This window comes from Neobacillus sp. D3-1R, assembly GCF_052180215.1.
In the GTDB taxonomy this organism is placed as follows: Bacteria; Bacillota; Bacilli; order Bacillales; family Cytobacillaceae; genus Pseudoneobacillus.
The window spans coordinates 62,671-81,436 of sequence record NZ_CP197471.1; the positions used below are offsets into that span (position 1 = coordinate 62,671).

Annotated in this window: 17 protein-coding genes, 1 pseudogene and 1 riboswitch; of the genes and pseudogenes, 17 read left to right on the forward strand and 1 reads right to left on the reverse strand. The window is 36.6% G+C overall.

The window, feature by feature from the left end:
• The 14 genes and pseudogenes from ACSBPO_RS00365 (at position 1) to ACSBPO_RS00430 (ending at position 13,480) form a co-directional block, all read left to right on the forward strand.
• Positions 1–348: a TerY-C metal binding domain-containing protein gene (locus ACSBPO_RS00365; RefSeq protein ID WP_442597670.1), complete on the forward strand. Its 348-nt coding sequence runs from the start codon at positions 1–3 to the stop codon at positions 346–348.
• Positions 349–1,040: 692 nt separating this feature from the next.
• Entirely contained in the window at positions 1,041–2,585 is a 1,545-nt protein-coding gene (locus tag ACSBPO_RS00370; RefSeq protein WP_442597673.1) for a hypothetical protein, read from the forward strand.
• Between the two features lie 22 nt (positions 2,586–2,607).
• Positions 2,608–3,642: a hypothetical protein gene (locus ACSBPO_RS00375; protein ID WP_442597675.1), complete on the forward strand. Its 1,035-nt coding sequence runs from the start codon at positions 2,608–2,610 to the stop codon at positions 3,640–3,642.
• 2 nt (positions 3,643–3,644) lie between these two features.
• Positions 3,645–3,752, forward strand: a pseudogene (locus tag ACSBPO_RS00380) (YkgJ family cysteine cluster protein); the annotation flags it as partial.
• Between the two features lie 87 nt (positions 3,753–3,839).
• Positions 3,840–4,346 (forward strand): hypothetical protein, encoded by a 507-nt coding sequence (locus ACSBPO_RS00385; RefSeq protein WP_442600442.1) that lies wholly within the window; start codon positions 3,840–3,842, stop codon positions 4,344–4,346.
• A gap of 455 nt (positions 4,347–4,801) precedes the next feature.
• A complete protein-coding gene (locus ACSBPO_RS00390; protein ID WP_442597677.1) occupies positions 4,802–5,101 on the forward strand; it encodes a hypothetical protein in 300 nt (99 codons plus the stop codon).
• 489 nt (positions 5,102–5,590) lie between these two features.
• A complete protein-coding gene (locus tag ACSBPO_RS00395) occupies positions 5,591–6,769 on the forward strand; it encodes a M24 family metallopeptidase (protein ID WP_442597679.1) in 1,179 nt (392 codons plus the stop codon).
• Positions 6,770–6,881: 112 nt separating this feature from the next.
• Entirely contained in the window at positions 6,882–7,451 is a 570-nt protein-coding gene (locus ACSBPO_RS00400) for an SF0329 family protein (RefSeq protein WP_442597681.1), read from the forward strand.
• Between the two features lie 353 nt (positions 7,452–7,804).
• Positions 7,805–8,653, forward strand: a complete 849-nt coding sequence (locus ACSBPO_RS00405; RefSeq protein WP_442597683.1) for a VOC family protein — start codon at positions 7,805–7,807, stop codon at positions 8,651–8,653.
• Positions 8,654–8,774: 121 nt separating this feature from the next.
• Positions 8,775–9,200, forward strand: a complete 426-nt coding sequence (locus ACSBPO_RS00410; protein WP_442597685.1) for a DoxX family protein — start codon at positions 8,775–8,777, stop codon at positions 9,198–9,200.
• A 54-nt stretch (positions 9,201–9,254) separates the two neighbouring features.
• The gene (locus ACSBPO_RS00415) at positions 9,255–9,854 is read left to right on the forward strand and encodes an NADPH-dependent FMN reductase (protein ID WP_442597687.1); all 600 of its coding nucleotides are present in this window, start codon (positions 9,255–9,257) and stop codon (positions 9,852–9,854) included.
• 294 nt (positions 9,855–10,148) lie between these two features.
• Positions 10,149–11,258, forward strand: coding sequence for a carbohydrate kinase (locus ACSBPO_RS00420; RefSeq protein WP_442597689.1), 1,110 nt, complete (start codon positions 10,149–10,151; stop codon positions 11,256–11,258).
• Entirely contained in the window at positions 11,255–12,175 is a 921-nt protein-coding gene (locus ACSBPO_RS00425) for a pseudouridine-5'-phosphate glycosidase (protein ID WP_442597691.1), read from the forward strand. The genes ACSBPO_RS00420 and ACSBPO_RS00425 overlap by 4 nt, the downstream gene beginning before the upstream one ends.
• 309 nt (positions 12,176–12,484) lie before the next feature.
• Entirely contained in the window at positions 12,485–13,480 is a 996-nt protein-coding gene (locus tag ACSBPO_RS00430) for an ABC transporter substrate-binding protein (RefSeq protein ID WP_442597693.1), read from the forward strand.
• Between the two features lie 260 nt (positions 13,481–13,740).
• On the opposite strand, the gene ACSBPO_RS00435 is transcribed toward ACSBPO_RS00430, so the two are convergent.
• The gene (locus tag ACSBPO_RS00435) at positions 13,741–13,884 is read right to left on the reverse strand and encodes a hypothetical protein (protein WP_442597695.1); all 144 of its coding nucleotides are present in this window, start codon (positions 13,882–13,884) and stop codon (positions 13,741–13,743) included.
• A 289-nt stretch (positions 13,885–14,173) separates the two neighbouring features.
• On the opposite strand from ACSBPO_RS00435, the gene ACSBPO_RS00440 reads away from it, so the two are divergent.
• The 3 genes from ACSBPO_RS00440 to ACSBPO_RS00450 are packed head-to-tail and all read left to right on the forward strand — an operon-like array spanning position 14,174 to position 18,516.
• On the forward strand, positions 14,174–15,115 hold the full coding sequence (locus ACSBPO_RS00440; protein ID WP_442600275.1) for an AAA family ATPase: 942 nt from the start codon (positions 14,174–14,176) through the stop codon (positions 15,113–15,115).
• Complete coding sequence (locus tag ACSBPO_RS00445) at positions 15,116–16,333, forward strand: DUF58 domain-containing protein (RefSeq protein ID WP_442597697.1); 1,218 nt, start codon at positions 15,116–15,118, stop codon at positions 16,331–16,333. It begins immediately after the preceding gene.
• Positions 16,330–18,516, forward strand: coding sequence for a transglutaminase TgpA family protein (locus ACSBPO_RS00450; protein ID WP_442597699.1), 2,187 nt, complete (start codon positions 16,330–16,332; stop codon positions 18,514–18,516). Before ACSBPO_RS00445 ends, ACSBPO_RS00450 begins: the two co-directional genes overlap by 4 nt.
• Before the next feature lie 31 nt (positions 18,517–18,547).
• Positions 18,548–18,649, forward strand: a riboswitch (purine riboswitch).
• Positions 18,650–18,766: the final 117 nt, after the last annotated feature.

Consider the following 18,766-nt stretch of genomic DNA (forward strand, 5'->3'; position numbering starts at 1 on the left):
ATGCGTGTAGTAATTGCTCTATGTAAATGCAACTCTTCAAAATCACTTTACGGCATTCGTTTTGAACAAATCAATTCTAACTTTTGGGAATACACATGGGCATTCCCGATAAAAGAGTCTGCCGCAAAACAAGAAGGATTCGATAAAACAACCATAAAGGGTAACCTTATTGAGGGAGATGAATATCCTGGTTGTCCTTTCTGCGATGCAAAAGGCTTTTTCCTCTGCAGCCGTGGACATCTTAATTGCTGGAATAGTAAAAAGTATAGGGTAACTTGTAGTTGGTGTGGTGAAATAGGAGAGTTAAGTAATGGTATTGATAAAATTGATGTAATTAATAATCTTTAATATTTTTTTGAATTCGTTTTAAAGTTTTTTTATGACTAGTTATTTAACAGCAAGTGGTAAATTGAGCGGCAACTGCTGGAAAAAAAGGATGGCATGGGCGTTTATTGTCAATGTAGTCATAAAGCAAATGCAAACACTTTGCTAACTCAACCCAGTGAAAATCGATTAAATCCCATTAAAGATATTACAGTAACACACAGCGTGTAAGATATTACACACTCTCACCTTAGGGGAGGCATGATGTGATAGCTTCTCAATCTCTTGATATATAAGGATTTGTGAGCGATTGCTAACATAAGTAAACTAATAAAGGTTCTCATAAGTTTAGAAAAACTTTTGAGAAGCCTTTTTTAGTTTTCAATAACGTAACGATAGAAGAAGTGGCTATAAAGTTGGTATTAGAATCGTAAATATTTCAAAAGTTATAAAACTAGAGGTGTGCCTCTAGTTTTTTTATTCAGAGAGTTCTAATTGATTCTGGGAAACTTTACCTAATAGAAATTGATACGATATAATAATACTAAAAAAACGTACAAGGTGTTCAAATATAACTTTAAACTAGGCTAATATAACTATATTTAACGAGTTTTATATTTGGTTTATAATAAAATGTAGCTATAATAATTTATACATTTCCCGAAAGTAGTTCAATTAACCTAGGATGAATATTGTAACGAAAGGTGCTTTTTATAATGGATGAAAAGGACAAGGAAAAAGAACATAGCGGACTAGTGGACTCGGTTATAGGAGCTGCAACTACTGAAAATGTAGAACGCTATGGGAGAGCAGCATCCGAGTACATCAAAGGTTATAAAGGGACTATTGATGAAAATGGTGACATTATTAGAAAGGGACTAAAGCAAGTTTCTGAATCTAAGGTGAATCCCGATTTTGAGTATCAGAACATTAAGCAACAAGCTGGCTTTTCTGCTGAAATTCACTATGTTGATAAAACAAATGCTGAGAACATTATCAATAGGAATGATAATAGAGTTCATCGATCAAATGATATTGGTAGAGGTAATGATCAAGTATACGATATTTTATCAGTAGACGAATCAGGAAATCCTTCTTGGGGTGCGCAAATGAAGTTTTGTGGTAAGTTCAGTACCCCTGAAGAAATACAGCGAAGTTCTGAGAATCTAGTGAATAAAATGACCGGAGATAAATGGGAAAAGTACCGCGGGAATGATGTTTTAGTTCCAAAGGAACAATACGAGATTGCAAAGAAATATGCTGAGGATAAGGCCAATAGCTTATCCAAACAAGCAGATAAATTAAGAAGTGAAGGCAATTTTGATAAAGCTGAACTATTAGACCAAAAAGCAGCAAATTACCGAAAAGTATCAGAAGATTTGAAGGATAGTGGAATTACATCAAAGGAGGCAATTTTCCTAAGAGAACACCCTCAATTAGCAACGGCCAAGTATGTTTTGGAAACAGCGCATCGCTCAGGGCTAGAAAATGCCAAAAGTGCAGCAGTTATTTCGGCGGCAGTTTCTACAGCACAAAATGTTACCAGCCTAATTCGAGGTGAAAAAGGTGTATTCGATGCGACTAAAGATGTAGCGAAGGACACAGCGGGTGGTGCCGCAACAGCGTATGTAGTTGGAGCAACAGATACAGCCATCAGAGGATTTATGGCAACTAGTCAAAATAGTGTTTTTGTCAATTTATCAAAAACCAATATGCCTGCCATGATTGCAACTGCGACTGTCCAGGTTGGAAAATCATTAATCCGCTATGCGAAAGGTGAAATCAATAGTATTGAACTTGTTGAAGAGTTAGGGGAGAAAGGGACTGGTATGATGGCAGCTAGTTTTGGAGCGGCAGTGGGGACAATGGTTTTTCCAGGCGTTGGAACAGTTGTAGGAGGGATGGTTGGTTATTTGTCTAGTTCGACCATTTACCGAGCTTGTATGCAGACCCTTAAAGAGGAGCGGCTTTCGTATGAACGGAGAAATCGTATTCATGCCGTAGCCACTGCTGCTATGGAATCCATGGATAAACAAGGGAAGGAACTACTCATCTTAGTCGAAAAATTTTATGCTGATAGGTATAAGGTCTTTTCCGAAAGTCTTTCCATGTTAGAGGATTCCAGCAATAACCACAATCTTGACTTATTTACAAAATCCTTAAGCAATATTGCAATCGAAATGGGTATAGCATTGAAATTTAAGAATTTTAATGAATTCAATAACTTTATGATTGATAAAAATTCAGTTTTAGATTTTTAACTTTATTGAGGGGGGTATATATATGCCATTACCATTATTACCTGCAATAGCAGCCGGGATCGCTGCGGTATCAGCTGCAGCAGGAGTCAAAAAAGGCTTTGATGCTAAAAGGGATATGGGTAAAGCAAAATCACTTAATCAAACATCACAGGATATTGCAAGAGAGTCGGAAGAATTTATTAATATGGCAAGAGAAAAAACAAACGAGGCAATAACTGAGCTAGGTCAAGTGAAAATTCTTATTTTATCAACCTCAATTAACGAGTTTGTCCAAAGCTTTGAGAAAATCAAAAACATTAATTTAAAAAATAGTGAAGGGATTGATGAACTTAGAAACTTCAATCCAACAAGTGAAAGCTTTAAACAATTGAAGGAAGCTTCATTTGAAGCAAAGAAAATTGCCATCAATGGTATAGCTGCAATTGGGTCAGGTGCTTTACTAGCATATGGGACTTATAGTGTCGTCATGAGCGGCCTCGGTGGTCTAATCGTAACAGCTACAACAGGTACGGCCCTTGGTACTCTTTCTGGTGTTGCAGCGACTAATGCAACCCTTGCTTGGCTTGGAGGAGGGGCATTATCTGCTGGAGGTCTCGGAATGGCAGGAGGAATGGCGGTGCTAGGAGGTTTAGTAGCTGGACCAGCTCTTGCAATTGGCGGAGCTATTTTTGCAAGTCAAGCAAAGACCGCTCTCAATAACGCCTATGGTAATTATGATAAGGCAAAAGTTTTCAAAAAACAGGCAAGGAATATCGGAATTGCTTTGAAAGCAATTTTTACACGCGCCAATCAATTAACCGAACTTTTACAAAAACTCGATGTTTTCCTTGCCTACCAAGTTAAGCTATTAGGGGAGATCATCGAGTCTAAAGGAGTAAATTGGGAGAATTATTCTAAGGATGAACAACAAGAGATTTATAAGTGCGTACAGCTAGCCCAAACGATTAAGGGAATTCTGGATACTTCCCTACTTAAGCAAGAGGGAGAGTTGGATGAAATTTCAGAGAGAGTACTTGAAAATGGGAATAAGTATCTAGAAGTATTGATGCAGGGCTAAATATGTTTCATTGTGATGGTTGTGGATTGTGCTGTAGGGCAGTAGGAATAACAGAAACGTACCGACATTTAGACCGAGGCGATGGGATTTGTACTCACTTGGACACTAGGACAAATAAGTGCAGTATTTATGATAGTCGTCCCGAGATTTGTAGGGTAGATGAATTATATGAATCTATTTTTCAGGAGCATATGTCCTTGAATGAGTATTATAGAATGAATTACAACGCTTGCGATACATTAAAGAGAATGGAGAGACAAAAGATGAGCGGTATAAAGTCAGCATTAGAGGGAAAATTCGAGGAAATTTTTGAATACAAACCGTGGTTAGAGGATACGAGCTGGGTCAGAAATGCTGTTGATTATATTTGCCAAGGCAATAGCAAAAAAGAGGATGTAATTGCTATTATTGATACGAGTATTTCGAGTAAGGGAAAATCAGGGCTCGTTTTGACTGTAGATTCTGTTTGTGTGAAAGACTCAACGAACTCCACTACAAAATTCATTGCGAAATATGAAGATATTGACTATACATATATTAATGAAGACAGATTTCTTGGCGTCGATATTACGGCATTAGAGCTAAATATGAAGTATGGAACCCAATACAGAATTAGCCTAGATCAAATTAGTAAAAGAATACTAATGGAATATCTGGATTATGCTTCTTCACTTTATCAGGAAGATGATGAGTTGGAATGGTAAAACGATTTGGCTATCCCTTACTTGGCGATGTTAAAACAATCACTTAATCTATTAAAGGCAGCGAAAAGTTAAATACCTTACCTACCATATTAATTTTTTTGTAATACGTAATTTACGTACTTTGTAATTCAGTATGAATCCTATTGAATAAGGGTGTGTTTCACTGGGGAAATGGTATCTTCATACAATGTCTTTTTGTTACGGTCCTTTATGTAGAGGCTATAATTTTGCTTCGAAAATAAATAATATTAATGACAACGAGTTGAAGCAAAATAGTTACTCTAAATATTAAAATAATATCACTAGCACCCCAGGTGTTATCTATTCACTCTAGACATATGGAGTGTGTGAACTACAGCATTAAACGAGTTTGTTAAGTTGGTATAATATTTTTATGATTACCCTATTGTAGATGATAGTAAATTATAAGAAAAAGTTAAGGAGAGAGGATAATAATGATAGATAATAAAAAAGACCAAATTATCAAGGAGTTAAAACAAAAATTAAGAGATGGTGAAAAGGTTTTTTTAAATGATGAAACAAGTAGTACTTTAAGACAAAGCTTTAGTGTTCTAGGTACTGAATATAAATGTTATATTAAATTGGAGGAAGGTTTGTTAAGTAAATTTAGCAATGATAAATTCGATAAGAAGTTAGAAATTGAAGAAGTTGCTAAAATCTTGAATGAAATTGCTGAGAGGAAAGTTAAAGAATTAGAAGAATTAGATGCGGTTAAGAGTTTTCTTGATAATTGATAATTACTAATCAAACTTCGGTAAAACCGGTTGCCCCAAACGGTATTATTTGTCTTTTTAATAAAATGAGCGCGTATTTACTACATAATGCTAACATTTTGCTAACGCAATCAAATGAAAAACGGTTATTTCTCGTTAAAGATGTTACAGACAGAAATTTACAAAATATTGATATACAGCACTTTTTGCGCACAGCGTGTAAGATATTACACACTCTCACCTAAGGGGCGGCATGATGTAATAACTCCCCTCAAACCCTTGATATAACTGGATTTGTTGGTAAGATGAGAGTGTAATGCTAACATTTTGCTAATATAGAGGATTTCAATAGAAGCTTCTCATAAGTTCACTGAACTTTTGGGAGGCTTCCTTTTCATTACTTTTGAAGTTATTGGAAGTCAGTGCTTAAGAAACTCCATTCACCTAGCTAAAAATCATTTTTCATAAGTTGCTGCATAAAATTGTAAAAAATATGTGGGGGTGATAGGAATGCTCAAGCAAGAACTAACCAACCGGATGAAGCAATTGCAAGAGAGGCTAATTAGGAACAAATATGATGCTTATATTGTTACTGCCGAAGAAGATATTTGGTATTACACAAACATTACATACAAACCAGAGGAACGCCCCTTTTTCATCATCGTTATCCCCAATCAAATACCTACATTACTTGTACCAAAGCTTGAAGAATCCCACGTACATAAAAATATAATCAATTATGATATTGTTTCTTATTGGGAGTTTCCATCTTCAGAGGGCAGCAATTGGTATGATAAACTAAACCAGTTGATCCAAGGTTATTCACGAGTAGGAATCGAGAGTAACGTGCGTGCAGACTTATATCATCTCATGCAAGCAAAGGAACTAGTTTTAGAGCAGTTAGTCGAAGCACAACGTAAAGTGAAAAGCGTCTATGAACTTGAGAAAATTCGCATGAGTGCTAAAATATGCGATGAAGCAATGGAGGATATCTTTAATACGATTTATCGCGGTGCCAGTGTGTTAGAACCATTTACGTTGTCAAAAAAGGTACAAACCAACCTAATAAAAACAAAGCAATTTGACCCAATCACAACTTCATTGCTCACAGCAGTTTGGAATGCACCGACAAGTGCGATGCCGCATAGTATTCCTGAGTTAGGTGATCGATTTGGGGATGGACCGAACGTCGCGATGGCCTATCATCGAATTAACGGATATTCAGCAGAGTGTGAACGGACGTTTTTTCTTGGACAACCTACCAAAGACGATGTGGAAATGTTCCAACATATGCAAAACGCACGAAATCGGGCTTTGAGTATGGTACGAGCGGGTGTAAGGGCTGCAGAAATCGATGCAGAGGCACGAGCATATTTTGATCAACATGGGCTACTTAATCGTTTATTACATCGTACCGGGCATGGAGTCGGCTTGCGAAATCACGAAGGGCCATATATTGCAGAAGGAAGCAACGAAATATTGGAGGAAAATATGGTGATTACGATTGAGCCAGGCATCTATATTGAGGGGGTAGGCGGGTATCGACACTCCGATACCATCCGTGTAACCAAAGATGGCTATAATGTGCTTACAACATTTCCTACTGATTTAAAAGATATGATGATCACCAAATCGAACAAATTGGCAAAGCTAAAAGGGAAGTTTATACAGAACTATTTGAAGCTTTGATGTTAAGCTTTGGTATGAAGTTTAAACCTCTTATTTTTGGTAGGCATGATTATTGGATAATAGAGCGATGGACTAAATAACTATTTATAATATAAAAATTAAGGAGAATTACATGGCCTGGAGCAAAGTAAAGCAAAATCTGGAGAGTTTTCTCTGTCCTGCATTAAATGGAAGGGTTGAATACCGTGCAACAAGCTACCGTTATTTACCTGATAAAGCAGGGAGTTGTTATATTACAGTAGATAAAAAGAATGTACTGAATATGAGTGATGTAACTACCTTAATCAAATGGTATCAGACTGAGCTGGAAATAAAGAATGATTCAGATATTCAAATTCCTATCAACAATGAGGAAATTGAAGCGGTAAGAAAAGAAATCAAGGGGACTGTTCCCGAGGATCGTCTACAAGTAATTGCAAGAAGTAGAAAATTATCAGAATATGCGAAGGAGCTTTTGTCAGTTCAGTCATCATTAAGTAAATCAAATTTTATCGTTGTAGCTAATAAGTTTTTATCCACTTCTATAGAGGAAAGCATTGAGAGCAAGGATATCCTATTGAATATTTTAGCTTTGGTGGACAGACGAGTTGGAAAAAAGCGAATGTTAAACATGGCTGAGAAGATGAAGTTAAAGCATCCAATTGTGCAGTATTTTTATGAACTCCGGCTTAGTACGTTCTAATAATAAATAGTAAGGTGAGAGTGGTTTGCTAACATTTTTGCTAATATAGAGGATTTTAATAGAAGCTTCTCATAAGTTCACTGAACTTTTGAGAGGCTTCCTTTTTTATTTTTTCAAACCGTTGATTGGGAGTAGAAGGCAACCAAACCCTAATAGCAACAATGTTTACGAATGCAGCCTTAATTATTTTTAATACTTACTTGACTTTATTAAATTATAATAATATACTTACTTACATAAAGTAACTAACTAACCAATAGTTGTGTATCAATTGTTTGTTAGTTCGCAACAATATATATACCGAAAGACCATTAAATAAATCCAAACAAAATAATGAATAAGGGGGAAACAAAATGAATTTTCATCGTGAACCGGTAACGTTTGTTGGTCAGGTAAACTTAAAGGTTCAAAATTTAGAACGTTCTTTATCTTTTTATAAAGAAGTCATTGGATTTAAGGTGTTAGAACAATCTGAAAGGTTCGCAAACTTAACTGCAGATGGAAAGACCACTTTACTATCAATTGAACAACCAGATAATGTTCTTCCTATGCAGGGAAAAACAACAGGATTATATCACTTCGCTCTTCTTTTACCTAAGCGGTCTGATTTAGCTAAAATCGTTCAACACTTTATGGAAGTTGGTATGCGTTTTGGTTCTTCGGATCATCTTGTTAGTGAGGCTCTTTACCTATCTGATCCAGATGGAAATGGAATTGAAATATATATAGACCGAGATCCTTCCGAATGGCATTGGGAAAATGGAGAAGTGGAAATGACCGTTGATCCGTTAAATTTTCCTGACTTACTCTCATTCGGGAAACAACAATCATGGAAGGGTCTACCGTCTGGAACTGTTATGGGCCATATCCATTTACATGTCGCTGAATTAAAAAAGACAGAAGAATTTTATACTAAGGGGCTAGGATTTGAAGTAGTTAACCGATTTGGTGCTCAGGCACTTTTCATTTCGGATGGCAAGTATCACCACCATATTGGCTTAAATACTTGGAATGGCGTAGGAGCACCGATGCCTTCACCTAATAGCGTTGGTCTAGAATCATTTACGTTAATGCTGTCAAACGAGGAAAAAAGAAATCAAATCATTACTCAGTTTAAAAGTATTGGCGCAGCTGTTATGGAAGAAAATGGTTCTTTCGTTACTTCTGACCCTTCAGGCAATCGAATAATTTTAAAGGTTTAAAGGATAGAGATTAAAGCAAATTACGGGAATAGTTGAATATCATTTTTTTAATCATATATCTCGAATTCATAATTCTCAATTATAAAATATACTAAAAGACAAGACAGGGAGGATTTATACAATGTTGTTAAAAAACGAAATCGGAGCACTTATTTTACGAGTAACATTAGGCGCACTATTCTTAGTTCATGGAGTTGTTAAATTCCAGGGTGGAATTGAAAATATCGTAGGCTGGTTCAGCAGTATTGGTTTGCCAGGATTTATGGCTTATGCTGTTGCATTAATAGAAATTATTGGTGGGATCGCATTAATTGTTGGATTGGGAACAAGAATTGTTTCTACGATACTATCTCTACTAATGATAGGTGCAATACTTAAGGTAAAACTTTCAGTAGGATTATTAGGAAATGGCCAAATGGCAGGATATGAATTGGATTTAGGATTTTTGGCAATGGCAGTTTATCTTCTAATCAGCGGTAGCAAGTTATTATCAGTAGATCAACTATTTGTTAAAAAGGATTCAAATGAATTAAGAAAAGTTGCTTAAGAATGGAATCTAAAGTGAAACAGAAAAAGTGAAAACATATAGGTGGTGTATACAATGGGATTTTTAAACAAACTTTTTGGAAAGCAAACGAAGGAGGAAGAAGTTATGATAATAGAAAAGTTAAATATTGGGATTATTTTAGGTAGCACACGTCAAGGGCGTGTTAGTCCGCAAGTTGGAGAATGGGTAAAAGAAATTGCTGACAAACGAGAAGATGCTAACTATGAAATAGTAGATATCGCTGATTATCATCTTCCGTTTTTAGGAACAACAGATGGTACGGAACCAGGAATTGCAGCTTGGAATGAAAAACTTGCAAGTCTTGATGGATTCGTATTCATCGTTCAAGAGTATAATCATAGTATTACGGGTGCATTAAAGAATGCTATCGATTTTGCCCGTGAGGCTTGGAATAACAAAGCAGCTGGTATTGTAAGTTATGGGTCAACTGGTGGAGCTCGTGCAGCGGAACATTTACGCGGTATTCTTGGGGAACTCAAAGTGGCGGATGTTCGAACTCATCCAACATTGAGTCTATTTACTGACTTTGTTAATGGGTCAGAGTTTAAACCACAAGAGTTACATTTGGATAATGTAAATACAATGCTAGATGAAGTTGTTGCATGGAGTGGAGCATTAAAAACATTACGATAAAATGTAAGCATTCTATCTAATTAGATGACATAGTGGGTAGGAATCACATACAAAAAGCCAATCAACTTAATTTGATTGGCTTTTTTGCTTAATGGGAAAAGGAGTGAGTTTAACTAAGTTGACTCAAATGTTGAATAAAGATATAATTTAAACATAAGTTTAAGTTATAAACATTAGTTCAGTGAATGACTGTTTAGTCTTCATACTTCTAGGGGAACATTAAATTAGAAAATACTAGAATTAAATGCCTTTAATCCAAAATAGAGCATGCAGTAATGAGGGTGAGGTGAGTTTGTGGCTGAAAAAATAAATGAAAAAGAGCAATATATATTGGAGTTAATACGTAAAAACCCTTATATTTCACAACAAGAATTAGCTCAAGAATTGGGATTGTCCCGACCTTCCATTGCTAATATGATTACGGGTCTTATTAAAAAAGGGAAAATCCTAGGAAGAGCCTATATTTTAACCGAATCGCAACCGGTTATATGTATTGGCGGGGCTAATATTGATCGTAAATTTCATATGAGGGAAAAAGCTCAGTTAGGGACGTCCAATCCGATATATACTTCCCAAAATGCCGGTGGTGTTGCTCGGAATATGGCGGAAAATCTAGGAAGACTTGGGGTGGAGGTTTACCTTATTTCTGCTAGTGGTAACGATAAGGAATGGTCCTTCATTGAAGAGTCTTCCTCTCTTTATATGGACTTAGAGAACGTGACCAAGTTCCCGGAAAAGTCCACTGGTTCCTACACAGCTGTTTTAGATTCTAATGGCGAACTCATTATTGCCTTAGCTGATATGGAAGTGTACGAATCTATCACACCTGAATTGCTTCAAAAAAATGATCTATTATTAAGTCGTTCAAAATGCATCATCGCAGATTTAAACTGCCCGAAAGAAACGATTCAATTTTTAAGTCATTTTGCAAAAAACCATGACATACCGCTCGCGCTTATTCCAGTTTCATCACCGAAGATGACCCATCTTCCAGATGATTTAACGGGAGTTACATGGTTAATTACAAACCGGGATGAATCTGAAACGTACTTTAATTTGGAAATTCAAAATGAAGAAGATTGGAAGAACGCTTTAAACAAGTGGCTATCGAAAGGTGTTTCTAATGTTGTGATAACGAATGGGAAACAAGGCTCGATGATTGGTAATAAACAAGAAGGAATTTATCATATACCAGCCATTGACATTCATGAAATTGAGGATGTAACGGGAGCAGGAGATGCTTTTTCCTCCGCTGTCATTTACTCTTGGCTGGAAGGCAAGTCATTAATCGAAATTGCCAAAGCGGGAACCATGAATGCAGCTAAAACATTGCAGTCTTCATACACCGTAAGACAGGATTTATCAGCAGAACAACTACAAAAAGACTTGGAGGAATTATCATGACTTTAAACCAATATTTAATTTTTTCAGAAGAAGTACAAGCTGCTAAAGAACAAGGAAAACCGATTGTGGCTTTGGAATCCACGATCATTTCGCACGGTATGCCTTATCCACAAAATGTGAAAACGGCTCGTGAAGTAGAACAAATTGTTCGTGAAAACGGTGCCGTCCCTGCAACGATTGCGATTATTGATGGTAAAATTAAAATTGGATTATCCGATGAAGAGCTAGAGATGTTTGGTAAAAGCTCAGATGTTGCCAAAGCTTCACGACGTGATTTAGCATATCTTATCGCTACTAAGAAACTAGGTGCAACGACCGTAGCAGCTACGATGATCTGTGCCGAAGCAGCTGGAATCCCTATCTTTGTTACAGGCGGTATTGGTGGAGTCCACCGCGGAGCTGAAACGACAATGGATATTTCAGCCGACTTAGAAGAACTTGGACAAACGAACGTAGCCGTTATTTGTGCAGGAGCAAAATCAATATTAGATTTAGGTTTAACAATGGAATACCTTGAAACAAAAGGAGTACCTGTTATTGGGTATCAAACGGATGTACTTCCAGCATTTTATACAAGAACTAGTGAATATACTTTAAACTTACGTGCTGATGATGTGGAAACCATCGCTTCTACGTTAAAAGTAAAATGGGATTTAAACCTTAAAGGTGGAGCTGTGATTGCGAACCCGATTCCGGAAGAATATGCTATGGACGAAAAGGCTATTAATGAGGTTATTCAGTCCGCATTAAAAGAGGCAGAAGAAAATCATATTTCTGGTAAAAATGTTACTCCATTCCTTCTAGGAAAAATTAAAGAACTAACTGAAGGTAAGAGCTTAGATGCAAACATTGCTTTAGTCAAAAACAATGCAGTGGTTGGAGCTAAACTAGCTGTTAGTTTTCATGGCATGAAATAAGAACAACGATATCTTAAAAGTAGTGATAACCATAACAAAAAGACGATGCTTTAACTGAGCATCGTCTTTTTGTTATGTAGGAAGCTGTAACAGGGTTTTATGATTATAAATATAAATCCAATACCAAACTTACAAAACTCTCATATTTAAATCAAATCCTTCATAATATCTATTGTCCCGTCCTTAAATAACGTGTTAAAATCAGAATATTACAAATATTATAATATTCAACCAAGTAAAGAAGGACAAGCATCTTTTATCGTCACCATGAAAATACATACTTACATAAAAATGAAGGGGGAGCATAACATGAAGAAAAGTTTGGCTGTCATAATGACAAGTGCATTACTGTTACTTTCTGCTTGTGGAAGCGGTAGTAAGGTAACCGGTGGAGAGGAAAAGGAGAAGGTTGTAAAAATAGGGATTACCCAAATCGTGGAGCATCCATCGCTTGATGCTGCGAGAGAAGGATTTATCGCCGCACTTAAAGATGCTGGCTATGAAGAAGGAAAGAATTTAAAGATTGATTATCAAAACGCCCAGGGTGACATGAACAATAACATGTCCATTGCCCAAAAGCTAGTATCAGACAAAAACGACTTGATTTTAGCGATTGCCACTCCAAGTGCCCAAGCAGTCGTCCAGTCGACAAAGGATATTCCGATATTATTTACGGCGATCACAGATCCAGTTGGTGCGGAGCTAGTGGAAAGCCTCGAAAAGCCGGGTAAAAATGCAACGGGTACTTCTGATACGCATCCTGATGCGATAAAGAACACGATTGCTGCCATTAAAAAGTTTATCCCGGATGCTAAAAAGGTAGGTATCATTTATAACAATGGTGAACCTAACTCCGTTGTCAATGTTAAAAATGCTAAAAAGGCATTGGAAGAGGTTGGGCTAGAAGCAGTAGAAACGACTGTATCAACTAGTTCCGATGTCAAACAGGCGGCGGAGTCATTGGTGGGACGTGCGGATGTATTCTATATTCCTAAGGATAATACCGTTGTTTCTGCTTTAGAATCGGTTATCAATATTGCGAATGAAAAAGACATCCCAACCTTTGTCGGAGAAGGTGATTCGGTAAAGCGTGGAACATTTGCCTCTTACGGATTTGACTACCATGACTTAGGATACACAACTGGAAGAATGGCAGTAGATATTCTGAAGGGTAAAAAACCTAGTGAAATTCCAGTAGGATTCCCGGAAAACCTAGAACTTGTTATCAACAAAAAAGCAGCGGAAGAAGAGGGAATTACCTTAACGGATGAGATGTTGAAGGATGCAAAAATAGTAGGAGAATAATGACAATGTAATATAGCAAAACCTGCCCAACGCAAGGGCAGGTTTTTTGTGCTTAGAAAAAAGGAAACTTGTGTGAAATTGTGACAAAGTCGGAAACATCATCAAAATTCACGGATAACTCTTTGTAAAAGACGGATAACTTGGTGACAAAGTCGGAAACACAGCAAAAAAAGTCGGATAACTTTATAGAATTAGAAGTTTTCTGTTCATAACATACTTAAAAAGAAAAATGCTTCCGGATAGTCGGAAGCATTTTTCATTTATTCTTTCTCTCTATTTAAGGATGTTAGTGTGTATTCGGCATGATCCTGACATGTAGGACAAATAGGGTTATTGTTAATAAAAGTTGTTTCCTCAAAGCTGGTTAAATCCCCACAAATATTGCATTTAATAAATTCACTCATCAAAACCCCATCCTTTCCTTTTCCTTACTAATAATTTATTAAGCTTGTTTTAAATTATGAAAAATTTCTTTATATTAGTTTGTCTATGTCCCTTTGATTACCAAAATATACATAAATCAAATATGAAACTTTTTCACTTAAAAATTCGTCTAACAACATACGGCAAAATGTCGAACGAAAGCAAAGCTCTAAACTTTGTTACAGGATTTTTACAAAAAATACCGAATATATATCAATAGTGATATTTGTCATAAAAAGGATAAGAGGGGGAAGAAAGTTGCGTGATACAATGAATCCACAAATAGAGAGAATTATCAATAATATAGAAAAAGTTATGATTGGAAAAAGAACGGTAGCCGAATTAAGTTTAGTCGCTTTATTAGCAAATGGACATGTCCTTCTAGAAGATGTTCCGGGTGTAGGTAAAACGATGATGGTTCGTGCGTTAGCAAAGTCTGTAAGTGCAAAGTTTAAACGTATTCAGTTTACGCCTGATTTACTGCCTTCAGATGTAACGGGTGTATCGATCTACAACCCGAAGGAAATGGAATTTCAATTCCGTCCAGGACCTATTATGGGCCATATTATTTTAGCGGATGAGATCAATCGTACTTCTCCTAAAACTCAATCTGCTTTACTAGAAGGAATGGAAGAAAGCAGTGTAACCGTTGATGGTGTGACCCATGTATTAGAGAAACCATTCTTTGTTATGGCTACTCAAAACCCGATTGAATATGAAGGAACATATCCACTGCCTGAAGCGCAGTTAGACCGTTTTCTTTTAAAAATGCAAATGGGTTATCCAGAGATTGATGAGGAAATGGAAGTATTAAACCGTGCTCAAAAAACACCTCCAATTGAGGAGTTAGAGTCAGTGGTTAGTTTAGAAGAGTTAAAGTCTCTCCAACTTGAAATTAAAAATGTGTATGTGGATGATACGATTAAACGTTACATTGTTGATTTAGCTCAAAGAACACGTACACATAGCAGTGTTTATTTAGGGGCCAGTCCGCGTGGGTCTATTGCGTTAATGAAAGCGGCTCAAGCATATGCTTTTATGTATAATCGTGACTATGTCATTCCGGATGATGTTCAATTTTTAGCGCCTTATGTTTTTTCACACCGACTGATCTTAAAATCAGAAGCAAAATTTGAAGGAATAACAGCAGAAGAAGTGATTAAGAGTGTGATGCAGCGCGTACCAGTGCCAGTGCAAAGGCTTGTGAAGTAAATGAAAAAGGTCATTTCACTCATTCAGTTTCCATGGAAGCTGCTGATTCTGATTTTATTATTAGTCCTTACCTTTTCCTATGCGATGTTTCAGGGTGGATTTGTTAGCTGGTTTCTGTTTTTTAGCTTTGTGCCATTTGCCTTACTCAGCCTGGCCGTTTCTTTCTATTCACTAAAGGATTTAAAGGTGGAGAGGGTGTTATCGAAAACAGAATATCATGCTGGTGAGCCTCTTAAGATACAGATAAAGATCAAACGTAATATGCGATTTCCTCTATTTTATCTTGTGGTAGAGGATGTTTTAACAGAGAAACTCCAATTTTCAAATACAACCCATTCCTCTAAGATTTTATTAATACCGGGTTTTCGCAAAGAGCTTTCTTTTGATTATGTCATTGAAAATCTCCCTCGAGGAGAGCATCATTTTAACGACGTAAGATTAAGAACCGGTGACCTGATAGGACTGATCGAAAAAGAGCAGACAGTCACGTTTTCTAGTCGAATTATTGTTTATCCGGCCTATACAGAGATGATTTATCGTCCATTTGAAAATCATTATGATCAAGGTATGACGGCATCAAGGGAAAGAGTACAAAGAGATACGTCAATGGCTATTGGAGTAAGAGAATACCAACCAGGTGATCGATTTTCTTGGATTAATTGGAAGGCAACGGCAAAAAGAAATGACATTATGACCAAGGAATTCGAGCAAAGACAATCCCATGATGTATTAGTTGTGATGGATAGTATGCAAAATTCTCATTTTGAGATCATCGTTTCCTTCACAGCATCGATTCTTAGAGCAATATTACGAAAAGGTGCACAGGTTGGACTATTAAGTTATGAAGCTGAGAGATATTCCTATCCCATTAGAGGAGGAGAAACTCAGCAACATCATTTGTTTTACCATCTCGCTAAAGTAGAAGGTAAAGGTTCGACTCCTTTAGACCGAGTTTTAGAGTTAGAAGGATTTTTAACGCAGCAAAACGTTTCCATTCTATTAGTCACGGCGCAATTAACAAAGCAACTTCTTGAAAAAGCAAGCTTTCTTTCGAGGGGTAAGGGTTCCATTATGATTTTTCTAGTAAAGGAAGCAAAGGAGTCGTTGTCTTCCAACGAGTTGTCATTAAGGTCAGTTGCCAATGCAAGGGGAATTCGCGTCGTTATGGTTCATGATGGTCAATTTGCAAATGCCTTTTCGGAGGTGAGTAGGGGATGAGTCAAAATACATCCAAGCGGGACATAAGTACCCTCTTATTATATATCTTTGGATTTATGTTGTTATGGGAATGGATCCGTCCATTGGAAAAATTAACGGATACAGGGCATTTAGGTGTTTTCATCTTTTACATTCTATTATCGTTTGCTTTGGCTTTTTTTAATGTAAAAGTTTGGATTAGCTTTCTTGTTAAAGTTTTCTATATATTGAATTGTGTTCATCTTTTTTATTTTGATGAAGCATTCTTTTCGTTAAAATGGTATGCACCTTTTATCGATGACATCATTCAAAATTTCGCATACATGTTAAACGGGGAATGGGCGATGCTCACGAATATTTTCCGTACGGTTCTTTTTTTCATCTTACTTTGGTTAATGACGTATCTTATCCATTATTGGTTATTGAATCGTAAAAGAATCTTTCTGTTCTTCCTTATTACTCTGATTTATATAACGGTTTTAGATACATTTACGCCTTATTCGGCTACGAGTGCTATTGTCAGAACGATTGTAACCGGCTTTGGTGCAATGGGTATCTTAACTTTACAGCGAATTCTAGCAAAAGAGAGAATAGCAAAGGATTTTTCTTTTTCAAAAAAATGGCTTTCCTCTCTGACCGTTTTAATTATCGTGAGTATAGGTGTAGGCTTTATTGCTCCAAAAGCGGAGCCGATTTGGCCAGACCCGGTACCATTTATTAAATCGTTAAATGATAAGAGTGGAGGAACACAAAGGATCGGTTACGGGGTAGATGATTCGCAGTTAGGTGGACCATTTATTGGTGATGACCGAGTGGTATTTCGTGCTGAATCAGAAGCAAGGCACTATTGGAGAATCGAATCCAAAGACGTTTATACGGGTAAGGGTTGGGTGACCTCTGAAGAAGAGGTACAAAAACGTACCATCTTACCAGATAGTACATTTCCAATCTATGCATTTGAAGCAGATGTGGAGGTAAAAGAAGAAACGGCAAGGATCTATACGTATATGAACTATCCACATGCCATTTATCCTTTTGGTCTTGAAAAAATTGAGACACCTTTTAAATCAGCGTTTGAATTAAATCCTACCACCGAGAAGATTTATTTTAAAAATATAGAAGTCAGTGAATATGCCTTCCAATATCGAATACCTAAATATAGTGTTCGAAAATTAAAGCAAGTAAAATCAATTGAAACAGCACGTTTAGACCCGATATTTCATAGTCGTTACACACAAGTGCCCGAAAATCTCCCAGTTGATATTCAAAAACTGGCGTTGGAGATTACCGCTGGAAAAGAGACATGGTTTGATAAGGCAAAGGCTATTGAGAGCTATTTCGACCGAACGGAATTTTCATACGATCAAAAAAATGTAGCAGTGCCTAAAGGGTCAGAGGACTATGTAGCTCAATTCCTCTTTGATACAAAACGGGGATATTGCGATAATTTTTCAACATCCATGACGGTCATGCTTCGAACATTAGGAATTCCTGCCCGTTGGGTAAAAGGGTATTCGGATGGCGAATATAAGCAGCTTACCGGAAATGGTCGCAAAGTATATGAAGTGACCAATAATAATGCCCACTCTTGGGTAGAAGTTTATTTTCCTGGCTCAGGATGGCTCGCGTTTGAACCGACTCCGGGTTTCTCTAACAACATATCGTTAAATTATGATACGTACCAAGATGATACTAAGAAAAGCGAGCAAACACCAACTCCAGCGAAAAAGCCAGAACAAAAAACACCAGATCGCTTAAAAGGTGAGGATAAACTACAATCAACATCCACGTTCTCCTTTAAAAGATTTTGGTCAGAAATAAGCTTCTTCTTTAAAAACAATTGGCATTGGTTTTTCTTTGGAATCATGGCAATAGCAATAGTCGCATTATGGATTTATAGAAAGCGATCAAATTGGATGCCGTATTATCTGGTTTGGGTTTTTAAATATCGAAAGAAAGATGAGAGTTTTAGACCAGCTTATTTGGCTTTATTAAAACAACTTGAAAGATATGGGCTAAAACGTAAGTCGGACCAAACCTTGAGAGACTATGCCAAATATATCGACTACTTCTTTGGTACGAGAGCAATGAGTCGCTTAACAGAACGTTATGAGCAGCTTTTGTACAAAGGTTCTATGAAAACTGGCTCATGGGATGAATCGAAAGAATTATGGGAAAATTTAATTAAAAAGACAATTGCTTGACCTTAAAAGATTGCTATGTTAAAAATAATAAAATACTAAATAAATAACCCTTCGTATATCCTCGATAATATGGTTCGAAAGTTTCTACCAAATCACCGTAAATGATTTGACTATGAAGGCAGAGATCTTTTTTTGCTTTTAAAAACTAGAATTCTGCCTTTCTATTTAATGATGGAAAAAGCAGAACTCTAGTTTTTTTATTTATGGGGTATATAAATCGATTAGAAATGAAAAGGGTATAATAGGTGTG